We start from the raw sequence: 17282 nt of genomic DNA on the forward strand, positions 1-17282 counted from the left end.
TCAGACAGGGCAAACATTCTGTCAGAACGGCCCATCGAAAAGCAAATTAGTTACAAATAGCCGGACGCCGGTCTGACGGGGATTAGACGTCACCTGGCCATCCAAACCTACAAATACAAAGGGCCGGCGCGGTGCTGCACTGGTGCAACTTCCGCGCCGGCCCCTGGAGGCGACAGGGCCGACTGTTACATCCTGGCTTGCGGCCGACGGCGCCCTGTCGCGCCGCTGGGCATTACTTCACATCCTTCCAGTAGGCGGCGTTCAGGCGCCACACGAACACCATCAGCACGCCCAGGAACAGCAGCACCCAGACGCCCAGGCGCTTGCGGTGGCTCTGCGCCGGCTCTGCCATCCAGCTCAGGTAGTTGACCAGGTCGGCAACCGCCTGGTCGTACTCCTGCGTGCTCATCTTGCCCGGGGTCAGCTGCTCCCAGCCGGCCAGCTTGTGGACCTTGTGGCCATGTTCTTCCACTTCGGTGAACTTCGGCGCGCGCTGGCCTTGCAGTTCCCAGAGCACGTGCGGCATGCCCACGGCCGGGAAAACCAGGTTGTTCCAGCCCGTCGCGCGGGTGTCGTCACGGTAGAACGTGCGCAGGTAGGTATAGAGCCAGTCGTTGCCGCGGGCGCGGGCGATGACCGACAGGTCGGGCGGCGCGGCGCCGAAGAACGTCTTGGCGTCCTTCGGCGGCAGCGCGATCGTCATGGTCTCGCCCACCTTGTCCGCCGTGAACAGCAGGTTCTGGCGGATCTGGTCGTCGGTCAGGTCCAGGTCCTTGAGCCGGTTGTAGCGCATCATCGACGCGCCATGGCAGTTCAGGCAGTAGTTGACGAACAGCTTGGCACCGCGCTGCAGCGACGACACATCGCTCGTATCCAGCGGCGCGGGCTCCAGCGGATAGCCCCCTTCCGCGGCCATCGCCGGCATGGCGGCAAAGCATGCGCCGACCAGTGCGAAGATCGAAAGCAACTTTTTCATCTTGGGTCCTTGTCCTCTTGTAGGGTCGCGCGGCGTCTTAGTGCGGGTGGAACGTGACGCGATCCGGCACCGGCTTGAACGTGCCGGCGCGGCTCCACAGCGGCATGGTCAGGAAGAAGGCGAAGTACAGCAGCGTACCGAGCTGCGACACCTTCTCGCCTACCGGCGACGGCGGTTGCACCCCCAGGTAACCCAGGATCAGGAACACCACCACGAAGACGATCAGGATCGACTTGTGGAAGGCGGGACGGTAGCGGATGGACTTGACCGGCGAGCAGTCCAGCCACGGCAGGAAGAACAGCACGATCACCGAGCCGCCCATCACCAGCACGCCCCAGAACTTGGCGTCGATGAAGTAGAAGCCGACGGCCAGCACCACCAGCACGGCCACCGAGCCGATGCGGATGCGCGCGTCCTTCGTGCGCAGGAACACCATGCCCAGCACGAACGCGAAGAACAGCCACAGGATCGGCAGGAAGTTCGAGGTCGTGGCGCGCAGCATCGAGTAGAACGGCGTGAAGTACCAGACCGGGGCGATGTGCGGCGGCGTCTTGAGCGGATCAGCCGGGAAGAAGTTGTTGGCTTCCAGGAAATAGCCGCCCACTTCCGGGAAGAAGAAGATCACGGCCGAGAAGATGATCAGGAAGCCGGCCACGCCCAGCATGTCGTGCACGGAGTAGTACGGGTGGAACGGGATGCCATCCAGCGGCACGCCATTCTCGTCCTTCTTGGCCTTGATCTCCACACCGTCCGGGTTGTTCGAACCCACCTCGTGCAGCGCGATGATGTGCGCCACCACCAGGCCCAGCAGCACCAGCGGCACGGCGATCACGTGGAACGAGAAGAAGCGGTTCAGCGTGGCATCGCTGACGACGTAGTCGCCGCGGATGAACAGCGACAGGTCCTGGCCGATCACCGGAATCGCCGAGAACAGGTTCACGATCACCTGCGCGCCCCAGTACGACATCTGGCCCCAGGGCAGCAGGTAGCCCATGAACGCCTCGGCCATCAGGCACAGGAAGATCAGGCAGCCGAAGATCCAGACCAGCTCGCGCGGCTTGCGGTACGAGCCGTAGAGCAGGCCGCGGAACATGTGCAGGTACACGACGACGAAGAACGCCGAGGCGCCGGTGGAATGCATGTAGCGCACCAGCCAGCCCCACGGGACTTCTCGCATGATGAATTCCACGCTGGCGAACGCCACGGGAATGCCGGCGGCGTTCAGCGTGCCGTCGGGCTTGTAGTTCATCACCAGGAAGATGCCGGTGACGATCTGGATCACCAGCACCAGCAGCGCCAGCGAGCCGAAGAAATACCAGAAGTTGAAGTTCTTCGGTGCGTAGTACTTGGAGAGGTGGTCTTCCCAGAGCTGGGTGGCGGGGAATCGGGCGTCGATCCAGCCCAGCAGCCCGGTGGTCTTGACTTCTTTTTCGGCCGCCATGATCACGCTTCTCCTTTCTCGTCCTTGCCGATCACGATCTTGGTGTCGGTCAGGAACTGGTACGGGGGGACGTCAAGATTCTGCGGGGCAGGCTTGTTCTTGAACACGCGGCCCGCGAGGTCGAAGGTGGAACCGTGGCACGGACAGAGAAAGCCGGGGTCGGCGCCGAGCTGCGGATTGGCGCCCGAGGCGAACGGGCCCGACGGCGAGCAGCCAAGGTGGGAGCAGATGCCGACCACGACCAGCAGGTCCTTGTGTTCGGCACGCGAGCGGGTCTCATTCTTGCAATAGTCCGGCGTCTTCATCGTGAAAGGAACGTCGGAATTGGGATCCGCGACTTCAGCGTCGGTCTTCTTGAGCGAGGCCAGCATCTCGGGGGTGCGCCGCAGGATCCAGACGGGCTTGCCGCGCCATTCCACGGTCATCATCTCGCCGGGCTTGAGCGCGCCGATATCCGCCTCCACTGGTGCCCCGGCGGCCTTGGCCTTTTCGGATGGGGCAAAAGTACTGACAAATGGAACTGCTACCGCTACGCCTCCTACGCCGCCCGCGACAGAAGTCGCGATCAACCAATTGCGGCGACCTTTGTCCACGTTCTTCACGTCTTGCTGGTCACTCATTCCAAACCCCAGGGGATGTCATCAATTGAATCCTGCGTCAACAAAAAATTATACCTGAGGCACATCTGGCGACGATAGGCGAACTACTGATAGCCGTGGCGCCGATAATCGGTCATGGGATCGGCCGCGGGATCGCGGGGAAAGCGTTCGAACGCGGCATCCAGACTTGCACTCGAGGGTGCGATGATGCAGGCTTCGTCAAACACAAACGTTAATCTGGAACAACAAATTGGAGAAAAACCGATGGGAATGATGAGCGAGTTCCGAACTTTTGCGATGCGCGGCAATGTGATCGACCTCGCAGTCGGTGTGATCATCGGCGCCGCGTTTGGAAAGATCGTTGATTCGGTTGTCAATGACCTGATCATGCCGCTGGTGGGCCGCGTCGTCGGCAAACTCGACTTTTCCAACATGTTCGTCGCGCTGGCCGAGCCGCCGCCGGGCGTGCCCCACACGCTGGACGCGCTGAAGAAGGCTGGCGTGCCGGTGTTTGCCTACGGCAATTTCCTGACCATCGTGGTCAACTTTGTGATCCTCGCCTTCATCATCTTCATGATGGTCCGGGCCTTCAACAAAATGCGCGAGAAGCACGAGGAGGCGCCCAAGCCGGCCGAGACGCCCGAGGATATCAAGCTGCTGCGCGAGATCCGCGACAGCCTGCGGACGGTGCCCCCGCGCGCCTGACAGCGCCCTGCCCGGACCCGGCCGCTCAGACCGGGTTCGGAATATCGATGAAGGTGTGGCGCAGGTCGAACCGCTGCGCCAGATGTTCACCCACGGCGCGGATGCCGTAGCGCTCCGTGGCGTGATGGCCGGCCGCGATATACGCCACGCCGCTCTCGCGCGCCAGATGCGTGGTCGGCTCGGAAACTTCCCCACTGATATAGACGTCCACGCCGGCTGCCACGGCCGCCGCGAAGTAGCCCTGCGCGCCGCCGGTACACCAGCCCACGCTGCGCACCATCTGGTCGGGATCGCCAATGGTCAGCGGCTCGCGCTCCAGCACGCCGCCAACGTGCGCGGCAAAGGTGTGGAGCGGCATCGGCTGCAGCAGCGTGCCGGTCCATCCAAGCTGGTCATCGCTGAAGCGGCCGTTGGGCTGCAGACCCAGCTGCAGCCCGAGCTGGGCGTTGTTGCCGAGTTCGGGATGATTGTCGAGCGGCAGGTGGTAGGCCATCAGGTTGATGTCGGCACCCAGCAGTTTCTTCAATCTTGCGTGTTTCTGACCGATGACCCGTGCATCCTCGTTCTTCCAGAAATAACCGTGATGGACCAGGATGGCGTCGGCGCCGGCTTCGATGGCCGCGTCCACCAGCGCCAGGCTCGCCGTGACGCCGGTGACGATATGGGTGACGTCGGGCCGACCTTGCACTTGGAGTCCGTTCGGGCAATAGTCCTTGAAACGGGGAACCTCCAGCAGGTCGTTCAAGTACAATTCCAGCTCTTTGGTTTTCATTTCCGGGTCAAACTCCAATATGTTGCGCCGATTCTGGCTGTTCTTCGCTCAGGCCGTCACGGTCGTGCTGGCCGTGTGGTTCGTGATAGCCACGCTCAAACCCGAGTGGCTGCAGCGCGGGCGGGTGGCTGTGCAGTCGGGGTCGCCCATCGTGGCACTGAAGGAAGTGGTGCCGAGCGTGGCGGAGTCCGCCGCGCAGGGGTCCTACAGTGACGCCGCCAAGGAAGCCATGCCGGCGGTGGTCAATATCTTCACCAGCAAGAACGGCTCGAAGCGGTCGCCCAATCCGCAGGCAGAGGACCCGTGGTTCCGGTTCTTCTTCGGCGACCGGCTGCCGGAGCGCCAGGAGCCGGTGTCCAGCCTGGGCTCGGGCGTGATCGTCAGCGCCGAGGGCTACATTCTAACCAACCACCATGTCGTCGACGGCGCCGACGAGATCGAAGTGGCGCTGACCGATGGCCGCAAGGCCAACGCCAAGGTCGTCGGGTCCGACCCGGAAACCGACCTGGCCGTGCTGAAGATCACGCTCAAGGACCTGCCGGCCATCACGCTGGGCCGGATCGAGAACGTGAAGGTCGGCGACGTGGTGCTGGCGATCGGCAACCCGTTCGGCGTGGGCCAGACCGTGACGATGGGTATCGTGTCGGCGCTGGGTCGCAGCCACCTGGGCATCAATACGTTCGAGAACTTCATCCAGACCGACGCGGCGATCAATCCGGGCAACTCGGGCGGCGCGCTGGTCGATGCGCAGGGCAACCTGCTGGGCATCAACACGGCCATCTATTCGCGCTCGGGCGGGTCGCTGGGCATCGGCTTTGCGATTCCGGTGTCGACGGCCAAGCAGGTGATGGAGTCGATCATCTCCACGGGTAGCGTGACGCGCGGCTGGATCGGCGTCGAACCGCAGGACCTGACGCCCGAGATTGCCGAGTCGTTCGGCCTGGACGCCAAGGAAGGCGCATTGATCGCGGCCGTGGTCCAGGGCGGCCCGGCGGACAAGGCTGGCGTGCGGCCCGGCGACGTGCTGGTATCGGTGGACAACCAGGTCATCTCGGACACTACCGCGCTGCTGAACGCCATCGCTCAGCTCAAGCCCGGTGCCGACGTGAAGATGAAGGTAATCCGCCGCGGCAAGCCGGCCGATATCACGGTCACCATCGGTAAGCGCCCGCCGCCACCGCGCCGGGCGATGCCGCTGGAAGACGATGAGTGATCGCGGCTAGCGATTAGCGGCTAAGGGCTGCGGGCTGAGAAACTTCTTCGCCTGAGTCCTTCGAGCAAGATAAAAACCCCCGCCAGCCATGGCGGGGGTTTTCTTTTGGCCGGCTGGCGCTGGGTGTGGCGAAGGATGGCCAGGGGCAGGGATCGTCGCGGCATGTGTGCCGATGCCGGGGCAGTGTTCCATGTTGAAAGGGTGCACTGGTGCGGTGGCGCGTCCTGCCCGGCGCGGCAGCGCTTGCGGCAGAGGTCCGAGGCACCACGGTCCTCCCGCTGTCGCGGCGCTCGATTGCGGCCAGGTCCTGACCGGTGGCTTTGGCGGGCGCGTCGCGCTGCACAGCACATCAGACGCTGCCAGTCTTTAGTAGGACTTCGAAAATACTGCCTGGGGACGTCGCCCGGCCAGTTCGTGTTAGCCACCCCCCCAAAGACAAAACGCCGGCATCCTTGCGGATACCGGCGTTTCGATCAAGCCGAATCTGAGCGGGCTCACACCCGCATCAAATTAGAACTTGTGGCGAACACCAACCACGGCGCCGAACTGGTTAGCCGAGCCTTGGGTCGTGCCGAAGCCCGAACCAGCGATGGCGCCCGGACCACCCGACGACACGCCCAGGGTCGAACCGTCCTTGTTCTTCGCGTACGAAACGTTCAGGTATGCGTCGGTACGCTTCGAGAAAGCGTAGTCCGTCGACACCACGAAGCTCCACGGATCGGCGCCGGTGTTGTTGAAGTCTTGGTAGTAAGCAGCGCCCGTCAGCGACAGGGCCGGGGTCAGCTGGTAACCCATGCCCAGCCAGTACAGGTTCGAGCGCGACGAAGCGACCGTGCCGTCAGCCAGCGTACCACCGGCCAGGCGGGCACCGTCCGATGCCTTGGCCCAACGGTAACCAGCGAACACCTTGGCCGGGCCGAAAGCGTACGTACCGGCAACCGAAGCGCGGCGGATCTTGGCGTCGTCAGCCAGGGCGATACCCGGGTTGACTTCGTCATACACGGCACCGATCGAGAACGGGCCACCGTTGTAGATCAGGCTGGCAGCGTATTCGCGGCCCAGCTTGTAGTTGCCCGGAACTTCGCCGGCATTGCCTTGGTAGGCGTTGCCTGCAGTGGCGCCGGTGTTCGAGCCGGTGCTGTACAGCAGCGAGCCGGTCAGGCCGCCGAACGTACCCGTGTACTTGATCGAGTTGTCAGCACGGCTGGCGAAACCGCCGTCTTGCGTGGTGATCGAGTAGTTCGTCGAGATGGCCATCGGATCGAAGGCCAGACCGAAGTCATACAGCGGCGTTTGGTGACGACCCAGGCTCAGCGTACCGAACTGGCTTTGCACACCGACGAAAGCTTGACGGCCGAACAGACGGTTACCTTGACCCTGCGTACCGGTGTCAACGTTGAAACCGCTTTCCAGCACGAAGATGCCCTTCAGGCCACCGCCCAGATCTTCCACGCCACGCAGGCCCCAACGGCTGCCGGACATGTTGCCCGAGGTCAGGCGCACGACGTCGTGGCTACCAGCCACGCCCGGTTGGTGGTTAGCGTACTCGACACCGGCGTCAACCACACCGTACAGGGTCACGCTGGACTGGGCATAGGCGCCGCCGGCGGCCAGAGCGGCAACGGCAGCTGCAAACAGTTTCATCTTCATATCGACACTTTCCTTGTCAACTGATTGGGAAATCTTGGTTGCCCAAGTGCTTGGGCGACGCATTAACCTTCACGTCTGCGTCGTATTATGTGTCACCCCCCCGGCCCGTCAGAAGTCTTTTTCGCCGTAAACACGGTTTACTGGCGGTTCTTGTTGTGACGAAGCAACAGCAATCGGGGGCAATTTCCCCAATATGGTGCAAAACGCAGCATCCAGAGCTGCGTGATACAGGGGATTTACAAGGTCGCCGGAACTTAGTCGGGCTGCGTTTCGCCCTCGGCAGGCGCGCCCAGTGGCTGTTTCGACACAAAACGCGCCATCAACAGGCCCAGTTCGTACAGCAGCACGAGCGGCACGGCCAATAACAGTTGCGACATCACATCAGGCGGGGTAACCACGGCCGCGATAATGAAAGCCCCGACAATCACATACGGCCGGATCTGCTTCAATTTCTCCAGTTCCACCACGCCAAACCGGACCAGCACGATTACCACCACCGGTACTTCAAATGTGATGCCGAACGCCAGGAACGTGGTCATCGCGAAACTCAGGTACTTGTCGATGTCGGTCGACATGTCGGCCCCGAGCGGCGCGTTGTAATGCGCCATGAAATGGAACACGGTCGGGAACACCAGGAAATACGCGAAGGCCACGCCGCACAGGAACAGCACGTAGCTGCTGGTCACCAGCGGCATGATCAGCTTCTTCTCATGCTGGTACAGCCCCGGCGCCACGAAGCGCCAGACCTGGTAGAGCACCCACGGCAGCGCGATCAGGAACGACACGAGCATCGTCACCTTCATCGGCACGAAGAACGAGCCGGTGACGTCGGTGACGATCATGCGGCCGCCCTTGGGCAGCGCTTCGGTCAGCGGGGACGAGAAGATATTGAAGATTTCCGCGGCCCAGTACACCAGGCACAGGAACACGACGAGCACCCCGGCCACCGCCTTCACCAGCCGCTCGCGCAGTTCGATCAGGTGGGAAATGAAGGTCTCTTGCTGGGACTCGTCGTTGGGGTCGTTGGGATTCTGGCCCGCCATGCTTACTCGAAGAAGGAACGGTTACGGCCGCTGGCCGGGCGATGGCGCTTGACGCGCGCGGCGCCCGACTGCACCCACACGCGGACGTTCTGCTGGCGCTTGAACCAGATCGGCCGCGCACCCTGCTTGACGCGCCAGCTCTTGCGGCCGTTGCGGGTCTTGTGCGCGCTGTCCCAGCTCGGCACATAGCCGGCGCTGACGTCGGTAGCGCCGGTGCCGGTGCCGGCCACGTCCGTGGTCTCGCCGTTGAGCGCCTCGTTCAGCGCCTGCGTATGCTCGCTGACTTCCTTGTGGATGGTCTGCTCAACGTCGCGCGCGGCGTTCTCGAATTCCGTGCGCATCTTGCGCAGTTCCTCGAGTTCCACCTCGCGACTGACCTCGGCCTTCACGTCGTTGATATAGCGCTGCGCGCGGCCGACCAGTGCGCCAACCGTACGGGCCACCTTCGGCAGACGCTCGGGGCCGATCACGATCAGCGCCACGGCGCCGATCAGTGCCAGCTTGGAAATGCCGAGATCAATCATGCGGACATCGGAACAGTGACACGGGACAGGCTGGCCGCGCCGGGCGCGGCCGCCGGATGAATGGCAAACAAGGAAGAATCCGGCTGCGGATTATTCCTGGCGCTGCTTTTCCTTGGCTTCCACGTCGATCGTGGTGGCGTCGCGCAGCTCCTTGGCAGGGGCCGGCTTGGCACCGGGTTCCTCGCCGTTGCTGTCCTTCATGCCGTCCTTGAAGCCCTTCACCGCGCCGCCCAGATCCTGGCCGATATTGCGCAGCTTCTTGGTACCGAAGACGAGCATGACGATCACCAGCACGATCAGCCAGTGCCAAATGCTAAACGAACCCATTTCTTGCTCCTGATAAAGCCGCGGGCGGCGGATAAAGGTCGCCCGGCCCCGTAGTTCCGTCCCTCAAAGGCTGCGCCGGGCGACGGTGGCCGGCGCAGCATTCGGCCGGGCATCGCTGCCCGGGCCGCTCTCATACTCAGGCTTCTGATAATCCCCTCAGAACGCCGGTGACTGCCACTGGTCGCGCGGGCCGCCGAGTACGTGCAGGTGGAGGTGGAATACCTCCTGCCCGCCGTCCGTGCCGGTATTGATCACCGTCCGGAACCCGTTGCTGCAGCCGGCAAGGCGCGCCAGTTCAGGCACCTTGAGCATTATTCTAGCAAGCACCCCCGCATCGCCGGGTCCGCATTCGGCCAGCGAATCGACGTGCGATTTCGGAATAACCAGAAAGTGTACCGGCGCCTTGGGATGGATATCGTGAAACGCCAGCAGGTCGTCGTCCTCGTACACCTTGTTCGACGGGATCTGGCCGGCCACGATCTTGCAGAAAACGCAATTGTCCTGGGATTTCATGAAGTTCTTGTTGCAGCCTGTCGACCCGTTGGAGAAATGTGGCGATTACCGGATGGCGGCGCCTCAGAGCGCCTCGCCGGGGTACATCGGCTTGCGGTCGTTCAGGTAAAGCCAACCCTTGACGATACGATACAGTATCCACAGTGACAACACGCAGAATACGCCGATCGCCACCGGGAACAGCAGCACCGTCACAAACATGAACCCGCCCACCACATACCAGACGATCGACCACCAGAACGTCCGGATCTGCCAGGCGAAGTGCGAGGCATAGACGGTGCCGCGCGTGTCGTCGCGCTTCACGTAGTTGACGATGATCGCGATCAGCGCCGTGATGCCGCCCGTGAACCAGTGGATGGCGTACAGCGCATACAGGATGTGCGTGAGCTTGCGCAGCCCGTCCAGCTTGTCCGTGTCTGCCGTCGTCGTGACCTGCGTGGTGTAGTCCGTCGCCATCGTGCCCTCCAGCGTTGTGCCGCATTAAGCCATGTCCGGACGATGTCCGGGCGGCCATAGGCTCAATGCTACTCCTTGCGGCTGGCTTTCTCGACCAGACCGGAGAGCCCTTCGCGCCGCGCCAGTTCGTTCACGACGTCCGCCGGGGTGGCGCCGATGTGCGACAACAGCACCATCGTGTGGAACCAGAGGTCGGCCACCTCGTAGACGACCTTGTCGACGGCCTCGGCGCCCAGGCCCGCCGCGCGGGCGTCCTTGGCGGCCATCACGGTCTCGGTGGCTTCCTCGCCGATCTTCTTCAGGATCGCGTCGTCGCCCTTCCGGTACAGCTTTGCCACGTACGACGTGTCCGGGTCGCCGCCGTTTTCCGGCTTGCGCGACTCCAGCGTAGCCGCCACGCGGGCCAGGATGTCGGCGGTATTCGGGTCCTGGCTCATGATTTGGCCGCGTAGATGGTCGACGGGTCCTTCAGCACCGGCTCCACGGTCTGCCAGTCGCCCGATTCCGCGTCGCCCGCGAACTTCTGGAAGAAACACGAATGACGGCCCGTATGGCAGGCGATGCTGTCCACCTGGGTCACCTTCAGCAGCACCACGTCCTCGTCACAGTCCAGCCGGATCTCGTGCACCTTCTGCACGTGGCCCGATTCCTCGCCCTTGTGCCACAGCCGCTTGCGCGAGCGCGACCAGAACACGGCCTCGCCCAGTTCCACGGTGCGCTGCAGCGCCTCGCGGTTCATGAACGCGAACATCAGCACGTCGTTCGAGCCCACTTCCTGGACGATCACCGGCACCAGGCCGTTGTCGTCCCACTTCACCTTGTTCAGCCACTTCTTTGCCATGATCAGATCCGGACGGGGATGCCCTCGCGGGCCATGAATGCCTTTGCCTCGCCAACGGTGTGCTGGCCATAGTGGAAGATGCTGGCGGCCAGCACCGCGTCGGCGTGGCCGAGCCTGATGCCGTCGGCCAGGTCCTGCAGGCCGCCGACCCCGCCCGATGCGATGACCGGCACCGGCACCGCGTCGCTGACCGCGCGCGTCAGTTCCAGGTCGAATCCGCTCTTGGTGCCGTCGCGGTCCATGCTCGTGAGCAGGATCTCGCCCGCGCCGCGCCGGGCCATCTCGCTGGCCCACTCCACCGCGTCGAGCCCCGTCGCCTTGCGCCCGCCGTGGGTGAACACTTCCCAGCGCGCCGGTTCGCCCGGCGCCGAGCTGCGCTTGGCGTCGATGGCCACCACGATGCACTGCGAGCCGTACTTGCCGGTGGCATCGGACACAAGCTGCGGATTGGCGATGGCCGACGAGTTGACGCTGATCTTGTCCGCGCCGGCGTTCAGCAGCCGCCGCACATCCTCCACCGTGCGCACGCCGCCACCCACCGTCAGCGGGATGAACACCTGCGACGCCACGCTCTCGATGATGTGCAGAATCAGGTCGCGGCCGTCGCTGGTGGCAGTAATGTCGAGAAATGTGATTTCATCGGCACCCTGGTCGTCATAGCGGCGCGCGATCTCCACCGGGTCGCCCGCATCGCGCAGTTCGACGAAGTTGACACCCTTGACCACCCGCCCGTTGGTCACGTCGAGGCAGGGGATGATACGTTTGGCTAGCATGAGGTTCCTTGCCTGCCGCGCGCGCGTTGCGCCACGCGCGGCTGGTTGTGGCGTCCCGCCGGATGGCGTTACTCGGACGCCAGCTTGTCGGCGTACGACTGGGCTTCGGTGAAGTTCAGGTCGCCCGAATAGATCGCACGGCCGCAGATCACGCCTTCCACGCCCTCGCGCTCCACCGCGCAGAGCTGGCTGATGTCCGCCATGTTCGACAGCCCGCCGCTGGCGATCACCGGGATCGACATCGACTGCGCCAGCTTGACCGTGGCGTCGATATTGATGCCCTGCAGCATGCCGTCGCGGCCAATGTCGGTATAGATGATGGCCTCGACGCCGTAGTCCTCGTACTTGCGCGCCAGGTCGGCCACCTCGTGGCCGGTCAGCTTGCTCCAGCCGTCGGTAGCCACCTTGCCGTCCTTGGCATCGAGCCCGACGATGATGTGGCCGCCGAATGCCGAGCAGGCGTCCTTCAGGAAGCCCGGGTTCTTGACGGCAGCCGTGCCGATGATCACGTACGACAGGCCGTCGTCGAGCCAGCGCTCGATCGTGTTCAGGTCGCGGATGCCACCGCCGAGCTGCACCGGAATCTCGTCGCCCACTTCGGCGATGATGGCCTTGATGGCGGCCTCGTTGCGGGGCTTGCCCACGAAAGCGCCGTTCAGGTCGACCAGATGCAGGCGACGCGCGCCCTGGTCCACCCAGTGACGTGCCATGGCGGCGGGATCTTCGGAAAAGACGGTGGCCTGGTCCATGTCGCCTTGTTTGAGGCGTACACACTGACCGTCCTTCAGGTCGATGGCCGGAATGAGCAACATAGCGTAACGAGCGTGGTGGTTGTGTAAAAAGGGAAAAGGTAGCGATGCCGGCGCGGCTGCGCCGGCGTTCAGGTCATGGCAGTTATGCAGTGGATGCAGTCTGGTCGGTGGCTCTGAACGACGGATATCGGTATCGCTGATGACGTTGTGGCGCTTCTGGTAACAGGTGCTTCTGACGCTTTACGGATTCCAGTGCACGAAATTCCGGTATAGCTGCAAACCCATCGCGGCGCTCTTCTCCGGGTGGAACTGCGTGGCGAAAATATTATCGCGTGCCACCGCACTGGTAAACACGACGCCATATTCGGTCTGGCCGGCGACGTGGGCCGGGTCCTGCGCGCGGACGAAATAGCTGTGCACGAAATAGAACCAGCTATCGTCCGGAATACCGTCCCACAGCGGATGCGGCTTCGCCTGGCGCACGCGGTTCCAGCCCATCTGCGGCACCTTGAAGCGCGAGCCGTCGGGCTGCGTCATGCCATCCAGTTCGAACCGGACCACCTCGCCGGGCATCAGCCCCAGCGCCGGCGTGCTGTCCGCTCCGGTGCGAGCTTCGCTGCTGCGTTCGAACAGCATCTGTTCGCCAACGCACACACCCAGCATCGGCTTCGATGCGGCGGCTTCCAGCACGGCCTGCTGCAGGCCCGATTCGCCCAGCGCGCCCATGCAGTCGGGCATCGCGCCCTGGCCGGGCAGTACCACGCGGTCCGCCGCGCGGATGCCTTCGGGCCGGTCCACGACCTGCACGTCCGCCTCGGGTGCCGCCGCTCGCAGGGCCTGCGCCACCGAGCGCAGGTTGCCCATGCCGTAATCCACAATTGCTATGGTAGTCATGATTTCAAAACAGGCAACAATGTCTTCAGCCCGTCCACGATGAATTCGACGGCCAGCGCAGACAGGATCAACCCCATCAGGCGCGTGCCGATATTGATCCCGGTCCTGCCAACCACCCGCGCGATGGGATCCGCCGCACGGAACGTGCCATACACCACCAGCCCCAGCACCGCGCCAATCGCCACCAGGATCAGCAGCTCGTACCAGTGGTGCGTCTTGCCGGCGTAGACGATGACCGTGCTGATCGACCCCGGCCCGGTCAGCAGCGGCAGCGCCAGCGGCACCACCGCGATGCTGGTCTTGGCCTCGGCCTCGTCCTCTTCCTCCGGCGTGGCCTTGGTGCGGCCGGTCTGGGCGTTCAGCATGTTCATGGCCATCATGATCATGATCAGCCCGCCGCCCACCTGCAGCGACGCCACCGAGATATTGAAGAACTCGATGATCTGCTGGCCCAGCAGCGCCGCCAGGCCCACTACGATGGCCACGGCAATCGACGCCGTCTTGATCGTCCGCAGCTTTTCCGCCTCGGTCTGCTGGCTGGTCAGGCTGATGAAGAACGGGATCGCCCCAATCGGGTTGATCAACGCCAGCAGCGAGATGAAAGACTTGAGCGTATCCATCGGGTGCGGGATTGTCCGGGGCGGCCGGCGCCGCCGCAAACCGCCGGCGCGCCTGCCATACAGGTGGCCAGGTCGGGGTTCAGGTCGCCGTCAGACCGGCTCGAGTATGGGTCAGAGCGATCCCTTGGTCGATGGAATCTGGTTGGCCGCGCGCGCATCCAGCTCCACCGCCATGCGCAGCGCCCGGCCAAAGGCCTTGAACACCGTTTCGCATTGATGGTGGGCATTGATGCCACGCAGGTTGTCGATATGGAGCGTCACGCCGGCGTGGTTGACGAAACCGCGGAAGAACTCGATCGTCAGGTCGACGTCGAAGGTGCCCACCCGGGCGCGCGTGAACGGCACGTGGAATTCCAGGCCCGGACGGCCCGAGAAATCGATCACCACGCGCGACAGGCATTCGTCCAGCGGCACGTAGCTGTGGCCGTAGCGGGTGATGCCCTTCTTGTCGCCGATGGCGCGCGCCACGGCCTGGCCGAGCGTGATGCCGACATCCTCCACCGTGTGGTGGTCGTCGATATGGGTGTCGCCCGTGGCCTCGACCTCGAGGTCGAACATGCCGTGGCGGGCGATCTGGTCCAGCATGTGGTCGAGGAACGGCACGCCGGAGGCCAGCTTCTGGCGGCCGGTGCCATCAAGGTTCAGCGAAACGCGGATCTGCGTTTCCGAGGTATTGCGGGTGACCTCTGCAACACGCATGGTGGGGTTAATCCTGCAATGAGGCGGCAAACGCCTCAAGAAACTGCGCGTTTTCTTCGGGCGTGCTGACCGTCACGCGCAGACAGTTGGCCAGCAATGCGTGCATTCTACTCACGTTCTTGATCAATACCTTCCGCGCCAGCACCCGATCGAACGTCTGTGCCGCATCCGGCACGCGCACCAGCAGGAAGTTTGCCGCGCTCGGGAAGACCGTCACGCCGGGCAGTGCCGCCATGGCGTCGGCCAGCCGGGCGCGCTCGGCGCGCAGCTGCGCGGCCTGCTCGTCCAGCACCGCCACGTGTTCCAGCGCGAACAGCGCCGTGGCCTCGGTCAGCACGTTGACGTTGTACGGCGGCCGCACCTTGTCCAGCTGCGCCAGCCAGTCGGGCGACCCGGCCATGTAGCCCAGCCGGATGCCGGCCAGGCCAAGTTTGGACACCGTGCGCATGACCAGCAGGTTGCCGAACTCGGTCAGCCGCGCCATCCAGCTTTCCTGCGCGAACGGCTGGTACGCCTCGTCGACGACCACCAGGCTCTGGCACACCGGGCCCTGCGCCGCCCGGACGATGGCCTCCATGTCCGCGGCATCGAACAGGTTGCCGGTCGGGTTGTTCGGGTAGGCCAGGTAGATGATGGCCGGCTTGTGCTCGGCCATCGCCGCCAGCATCGCCGCGCGGTCCAGCGTGAAATCGGCGCGCAGCGGCACGCCGACGAAGTCCAGGCCGGCAAACTGGGCCGACATCGCGTACATGACGAAACCCGGCACCGGGGCCAGCACCTTGGCGCCCGGGCGCGACGCGGCCAGCGAAAGGATGCTGATCAGTTCGTCCGAACCATTGCCCAGCATGACGTCCATGCCGGCCGGCACTTGCATCACGCGCTTCAGTTGCGCGCGCAGCGCCTCGCTGCTCGGCACAGGGTAGCGGTTCAGCGCCACCTCGCCCAGCCGCGCGGCCAGTTCCGCGCGCAGCGCGGGCGGCAGCCGGTACGGGTTCTCCATCGCATCGAGCTTCACCAGTCCGTGCGAATCGGCCACGTGGTAGGCGCCCATGGCGCGTACGTCGTCACGGATGATGTGTTCGATCAGGGATGGATCTACGGCTGCCATGATGGTCCTGTGGGTCTGGCTTGGAAAAGTGGCTTAACGCTTGAAACGGTACTCGGCGCTGCGGGCGTGGGCCTGCAGCCCTTCGCCGTAGGCCAGTTCGGCGGCAATCTGCCCCAGCATCTGGGCGCCGCCCTCGCTGACCTCGATCAGGCTCGAACGCTTCTGGAAGTCGTACACGCCCAGCGGCGACGAGAAGCGCGCGGTGCGCGAGGTAGGCAGCACGTGGTTGGGCCCCGCGCAGTAGTCGCCCAGCGACTCGCTGGTGTAGCGGCCCAGGAAGATCGCGCCCGCGTGGCGGATCTTCTCGCTCCACTGGCGCGGATTCTCGGCCGAGATCTCCAGGTGCTCGGGCGCGATCGCGTTGGCGATCTCGCACGCTTCCTCCATGTCGCGCACCTTGACCAGCGCGCCACGCCCCGCCAGCGACGCGGCGATGACGTCGCGGCGCGGCATCGTCGGCAGCAGCCGCTGGATGCTTTCCTCCACGCGCCGCAGGTAGGCGTCGTCCGGGCACAGCAGGATCGACTGCGCCAGTTCGTCGTGCTCGGCCTGCGAGAACAGGTCCATGGCCACCCAGTCGGGTTCGGTCGTGCCGTCGCAAATCACCAGGATCTCGGACGGCCCGGCGATCATGTCGATGCCCACCGTGCCGAACACGCGGCGCTTGGCCGCCGCCACGTAGGCATTGCCCGGACCGACGATCTTGTCGACCTGCGGCAGCGTGGCCGTGCCGAAGGCCAGCGCGCCCACGGCCTGTGCCCCGCCGATCGTGAACACGCGGTCCACGCCGGCGATCTGCGCGGCGGCCAGCACCAGTTCGTTGCGCACGCCGCCCGGCGTGGGCACGACCATGATGACTTCCTTGACGCCGGCCACGCGGGCCGGGATCGCGTTCATCAGCACCGACGACGGATAGGCCGCCTTGCCGCCGGGCACGTACAGGCCCACGCGGTCCAGCGGGGTCACCTTCTGGCCCAGCATCGTGCCGTCGGCCTCGGTGTATTCCCAGCTATGGCTGCCGCACTCGATCTTCTGCTTCTCGTGATAGGCGCGCACGCGGGCCGCGGCGGCCTCCAGCGCGGCGCGGCGCTTGGGCTCCAGGTCTTCCAGCGCGGCTTCCAGCTGCGACTGCGACAGTTCCAGCGCGCCCATCGACGCGGCTTCCACGCGGTCGAACCGGCGCGTGTACTCCAGCACGGCCTCGTCGCCACGGCGGCGCACGTCGGCCAGGATATCGGCCGCGGCGCGGTCGATGGCCTCGTCCTCGGCGGCCTCGAAGGCCAGCACCTGGCGCAGCGCCCCGGCAAAACCGGGCTCGGTCGAGTCGAGCCGACGGATCGACAGGTTTTCCATATCCGTTTCGTTCATGACTGCTT

Annotated in this window: 21 protein-coding genes; 2 read left to right on the forward strand and 19 right to left on the reverse strand. The window is 64.4% G+C overall.

The window, feature by feature from the left end:
• Positions 1–232 precede the first annotated feature (232 nt).
• Genes QTN24_RS22580 through petA form a run of 3 tightly spaced genes read right to left on the reverse strand, consistent with a single transcriptional unit; the run spans position 233 to position 3037 of the window.
• Positions 233–976, reverse strand: coding sequence for a cytochrome c1 (locus QTN24_RS22580; RefSeq protein WP_124683097.1), 744 nt, complete (start codon positions 974–976; stop codon positions 233–235).
• Between the two features lie 37 nt (positions 977–1013).
• A complete protein-coding gene (locus QTN24_RS22585) occupies positions 1014–2417 on the reverse strand; it encodes a cytochrome b (RefSeq protein WP_124683096.1) in 1404 nt (467 codons plus the stop codon).
• Positions 2418–2419: 2 nt separating this feature from the next.
• Positions 2420–3037: a ubiquinol-cytochrome c reductase iron-sulfur subunit gene (petA, locus tag QTN24_RS22590; RefSeq protein ID WP_124683095.1), complete on the reverse strand. Its 618-nt coding sequence runs from the start codon at positions 3035–3037 to the stop codon at positions 2420–2422.
• 243 nt (positions 3038–3280) lie between these two features.
• Between petA and mscL the strand changes: the two genes are divergently transcribed.
• Positions 3281–3721 carry a large conductance mechanosensitive channel protein MscL gene (mscL, locus tag QTN24_RS22595; protein WP_124685023.1) on the forward strand — a complete coding sequence of 147 codons (441 nt, stop codon included), beginning with the start codon at positions 3281–3283 and terminating at the stop codon, positions 3719–3721.
• A gap of 25 nt (positions 3722–3746) precedes the next feature.
• Here the strand turns inward: mscL and QTN24_RS22600 are convergent, their stop codons facing one another.
• Positions 3747–4493 carry a Nif3-like dinuclear metal center hexameric protein gene (locus QTN24_RS22600; protein WP_124683094.1) on the reverse strand — a complete coding sequence of 249 codons (747 nt, stop codon included), beginning with the start codon at positions 4491–4493 and terminating at the stop codon, positions 3747–3749.
• Between the two features lie 19 nt (positions 4494–4512).
• Here QTN24_RS22600 and QTN24_RS22605 point away from each other — a divergent pair, with 19 nt between their 5' ends.
• Complete coding sequence (locus QTN24_RS22605; protein ID WP_124683093.1) at positions 4513–5706, forward strand: Do family serine endopeptidase; 1194 nt, start codon at positions 4513–4515, stop codon at positions 5704–5706.
• 510 nt (positions 5707–6216) lie between these two features.
• Here the strand turns inward: QTN24_RS22605 and QTN24_RS22610 are convergent.
• The 15 genes from QTN24_RS22610 to hisD form a co-directional block, all read right to left on the reverse strand.
• Positions 6217–7356 (reverse strand): porin, encoded by a 1140-nt coding sequence (locus QTN24_RS22610; protein ID WP_124683092.1) that lies wholly within the window; start codon positions 7354–7356, stop codon positions 6217–6219.
• Positions 7357–7610: 254 nt separating this feature from the next.
• Positions 7611–8399 carry a twin-arginine translocase subunit TatC gene (gene tatC, locus QTN24_RS22615; RefSeq protein WP_124683091.1) on the reverse strand — a complete coding sequence of 263 codons (789 nt, stop codon included), beginning with the start codon at positions 8397–8399 and terminating at the stop codon, positions 7611–7613.
• 2 nt (positions 8400–8401) lie between these two features.
• Complete coding sequence (tatB, locus tag QTN24_RS22620) at positions 8402–8923, reverse strand: Sec-independent protein translocase protein TatB (RefSeq protein ID WP_313839970.1); 522 nt, start codon at positions 8921–8923, stop codon at positions 8402–8404.
• Between the two features lie 90 nt (positions 8924–9013).
• Positions 9014–9250 carry a Sec-independent protein translocase subunit TatA gene (gene tatA, locus QTN24_RS22625; protein ID WP_124683089.1) on the reverse strand — a complete coding sequence of 79 codons (237 nt, stop codon included), beginning with the start codon at positions 9248–9250 and terminating at the stop codon, positions 9014–9016.
• A 156-nt stretch (positions 9251–9406) separates the two neighbouring features.
• Positions 9407–9763, reverse strand: a complete 357-nt coding sequence (locus tag QTN24_RS22630) for a histidine triad nucleotide-binding protein (RefSeq protein WP_124683088.1) — start codon at positions 9761–9763, stop codon at positions 9407–9409.
• A 63-nt stretch (positions 9764–9826) separates the two neighbouring features.
• Positions 9827–10219, reverse strand: a complete 393-nt coding sequence (locus QTN24_RS22635; protein WP_124683087.1) for a DUF4870 family protein — start codon at positions 10217–10219, stop codon at positions 9827–9829.
• Between the two features lie 68 nt (positions 10220–10287).
• Positions 10288–10656 (reverse strand): phosphoribosyl-ATP diphosphatase, encoded by a 369-nt coding sequence (locus QTN24_RS22640; protein ID WP_124683086.1) that lies wholly within the window; start codon positions 10654–10656, stop codon positions 10288–10290.
• Complete coding sequence (gene hisI / locus QTN24_RS22645) at positions 10653–11060, reverse strand: phosphoribosyl-AMP cyclohydrolase (protein WP_124683085.1); 408 nt, start codon at positions 11058–11060, stop codon at positions 10653–10655. Before hisI ends, QTN24_RS22640 begins: the two co-directional genes overlap by 4 nt.
• A gap of 2 nt (positions 11061–11062) precedes the next feature.
• Positions 11063–11833, reverse strand: a complete 771-nt coding sequence (hisF, locus tag QTN24_RS22650; RefSeq protein ID WP_124683084.1) for an imidazole glycerol phosphate synthase subunit HisF — start codon at positions 11831–11833, stop codon at positions 11063–11065.
• Positions 11834–11901: 68 nt separating this feature from the next.
• A complete protein-coding gene (gene hisA / locus QTN24_RS22655; RefSeq protein ID WP_313839971.1) occupies positions 11902–12645 on the reverse strand; it encodes a 1-(5-phosphoribosyl)-5-[(5-phosphoribosylamino)methylideneamino]imidazole-4-carboxamide isomerase in 744 nt (247 codons plus the stop codon).
• Between the two features lie 180 nt (positions 12646–12825).
• Positions 12826–13479 carry an imidazole glycerol phosphate synthase subunit HisH gene (gene hisH, locus QTN24_RS22660; RefSeq protein ID WP_313839972.1) on the reverse strand — a complete coding sequence of 218 codons (654 nt, stop codon included), beginning with the start codon at positions 13477–13479 and terminating at the stop codon, positions 12826–12828.
• Positions 13476–14099: a YchE family NAAT transporter gene (locus QTN24_RS22665; RefSeq protein ID WP_124683081.1), complete on the reverse strand. Its 624-nt coding sequence runs from the start codon at positions 14097–14099 to the stop codon at positions 13476–13478. Before QTN24_RS22665 ends, hisH begins: the two co-directional genes overlap by 4 nt.
• A 111-nt stretch (positions 14100–14210) precedes the next feature.
• The gene (gene hisB / locus QTN24_RS22670) at positions 14211–14798 is read right to left on the reverse strand and encodes an imidazoleglycerol-phosphate dehydratase HisB (RefSeq protein ID WP_124683080.1); all 588 of its coding nucleotides are present in this window, start codon (positions 14796–14798) and stop codon (positions 14211–14213) included.
• A 7-nt stretch (positions 14799–14805) separates the two neighbouring features.
• Positions 14806–15906 (reverse strand): histidinol-phosphate transaminase, encoded by a 1101-nt coding sequence (gene hisC / locus QTN24_RS22675; protein ID WP_313839973.1) that lies wholly within the window; start codon positions 15904–15906, stop codon positions 14806–14808.
• A 33-nt stretch (positions 15907–15939) separates the two neighbouring features.
• Positions 15940–17274 (reverse strand): histidinol dehydrogenase, encoded by a 1335-nt coding sequence (gene hisD / locus QTN24_RS22680; RefSeq protein ID WP_124683078.1) that lies wholly within the window; start codon positions 17272–17274, stop codon positions 15940–15942.
• Positions 17275–17282 lie beyond the last annotated feature (8 nt).

The sequence above is a fragment of the Cupriavidus sp. SZY C1 genome (assembly GCF_032190535.1).
GTDB lineage: Bacteria > Pseudomonadota > Gammaproteobacteria > Burkholderiales > Burkholderiaceae > Cupriavidus > Cupriavidus pauculus_C.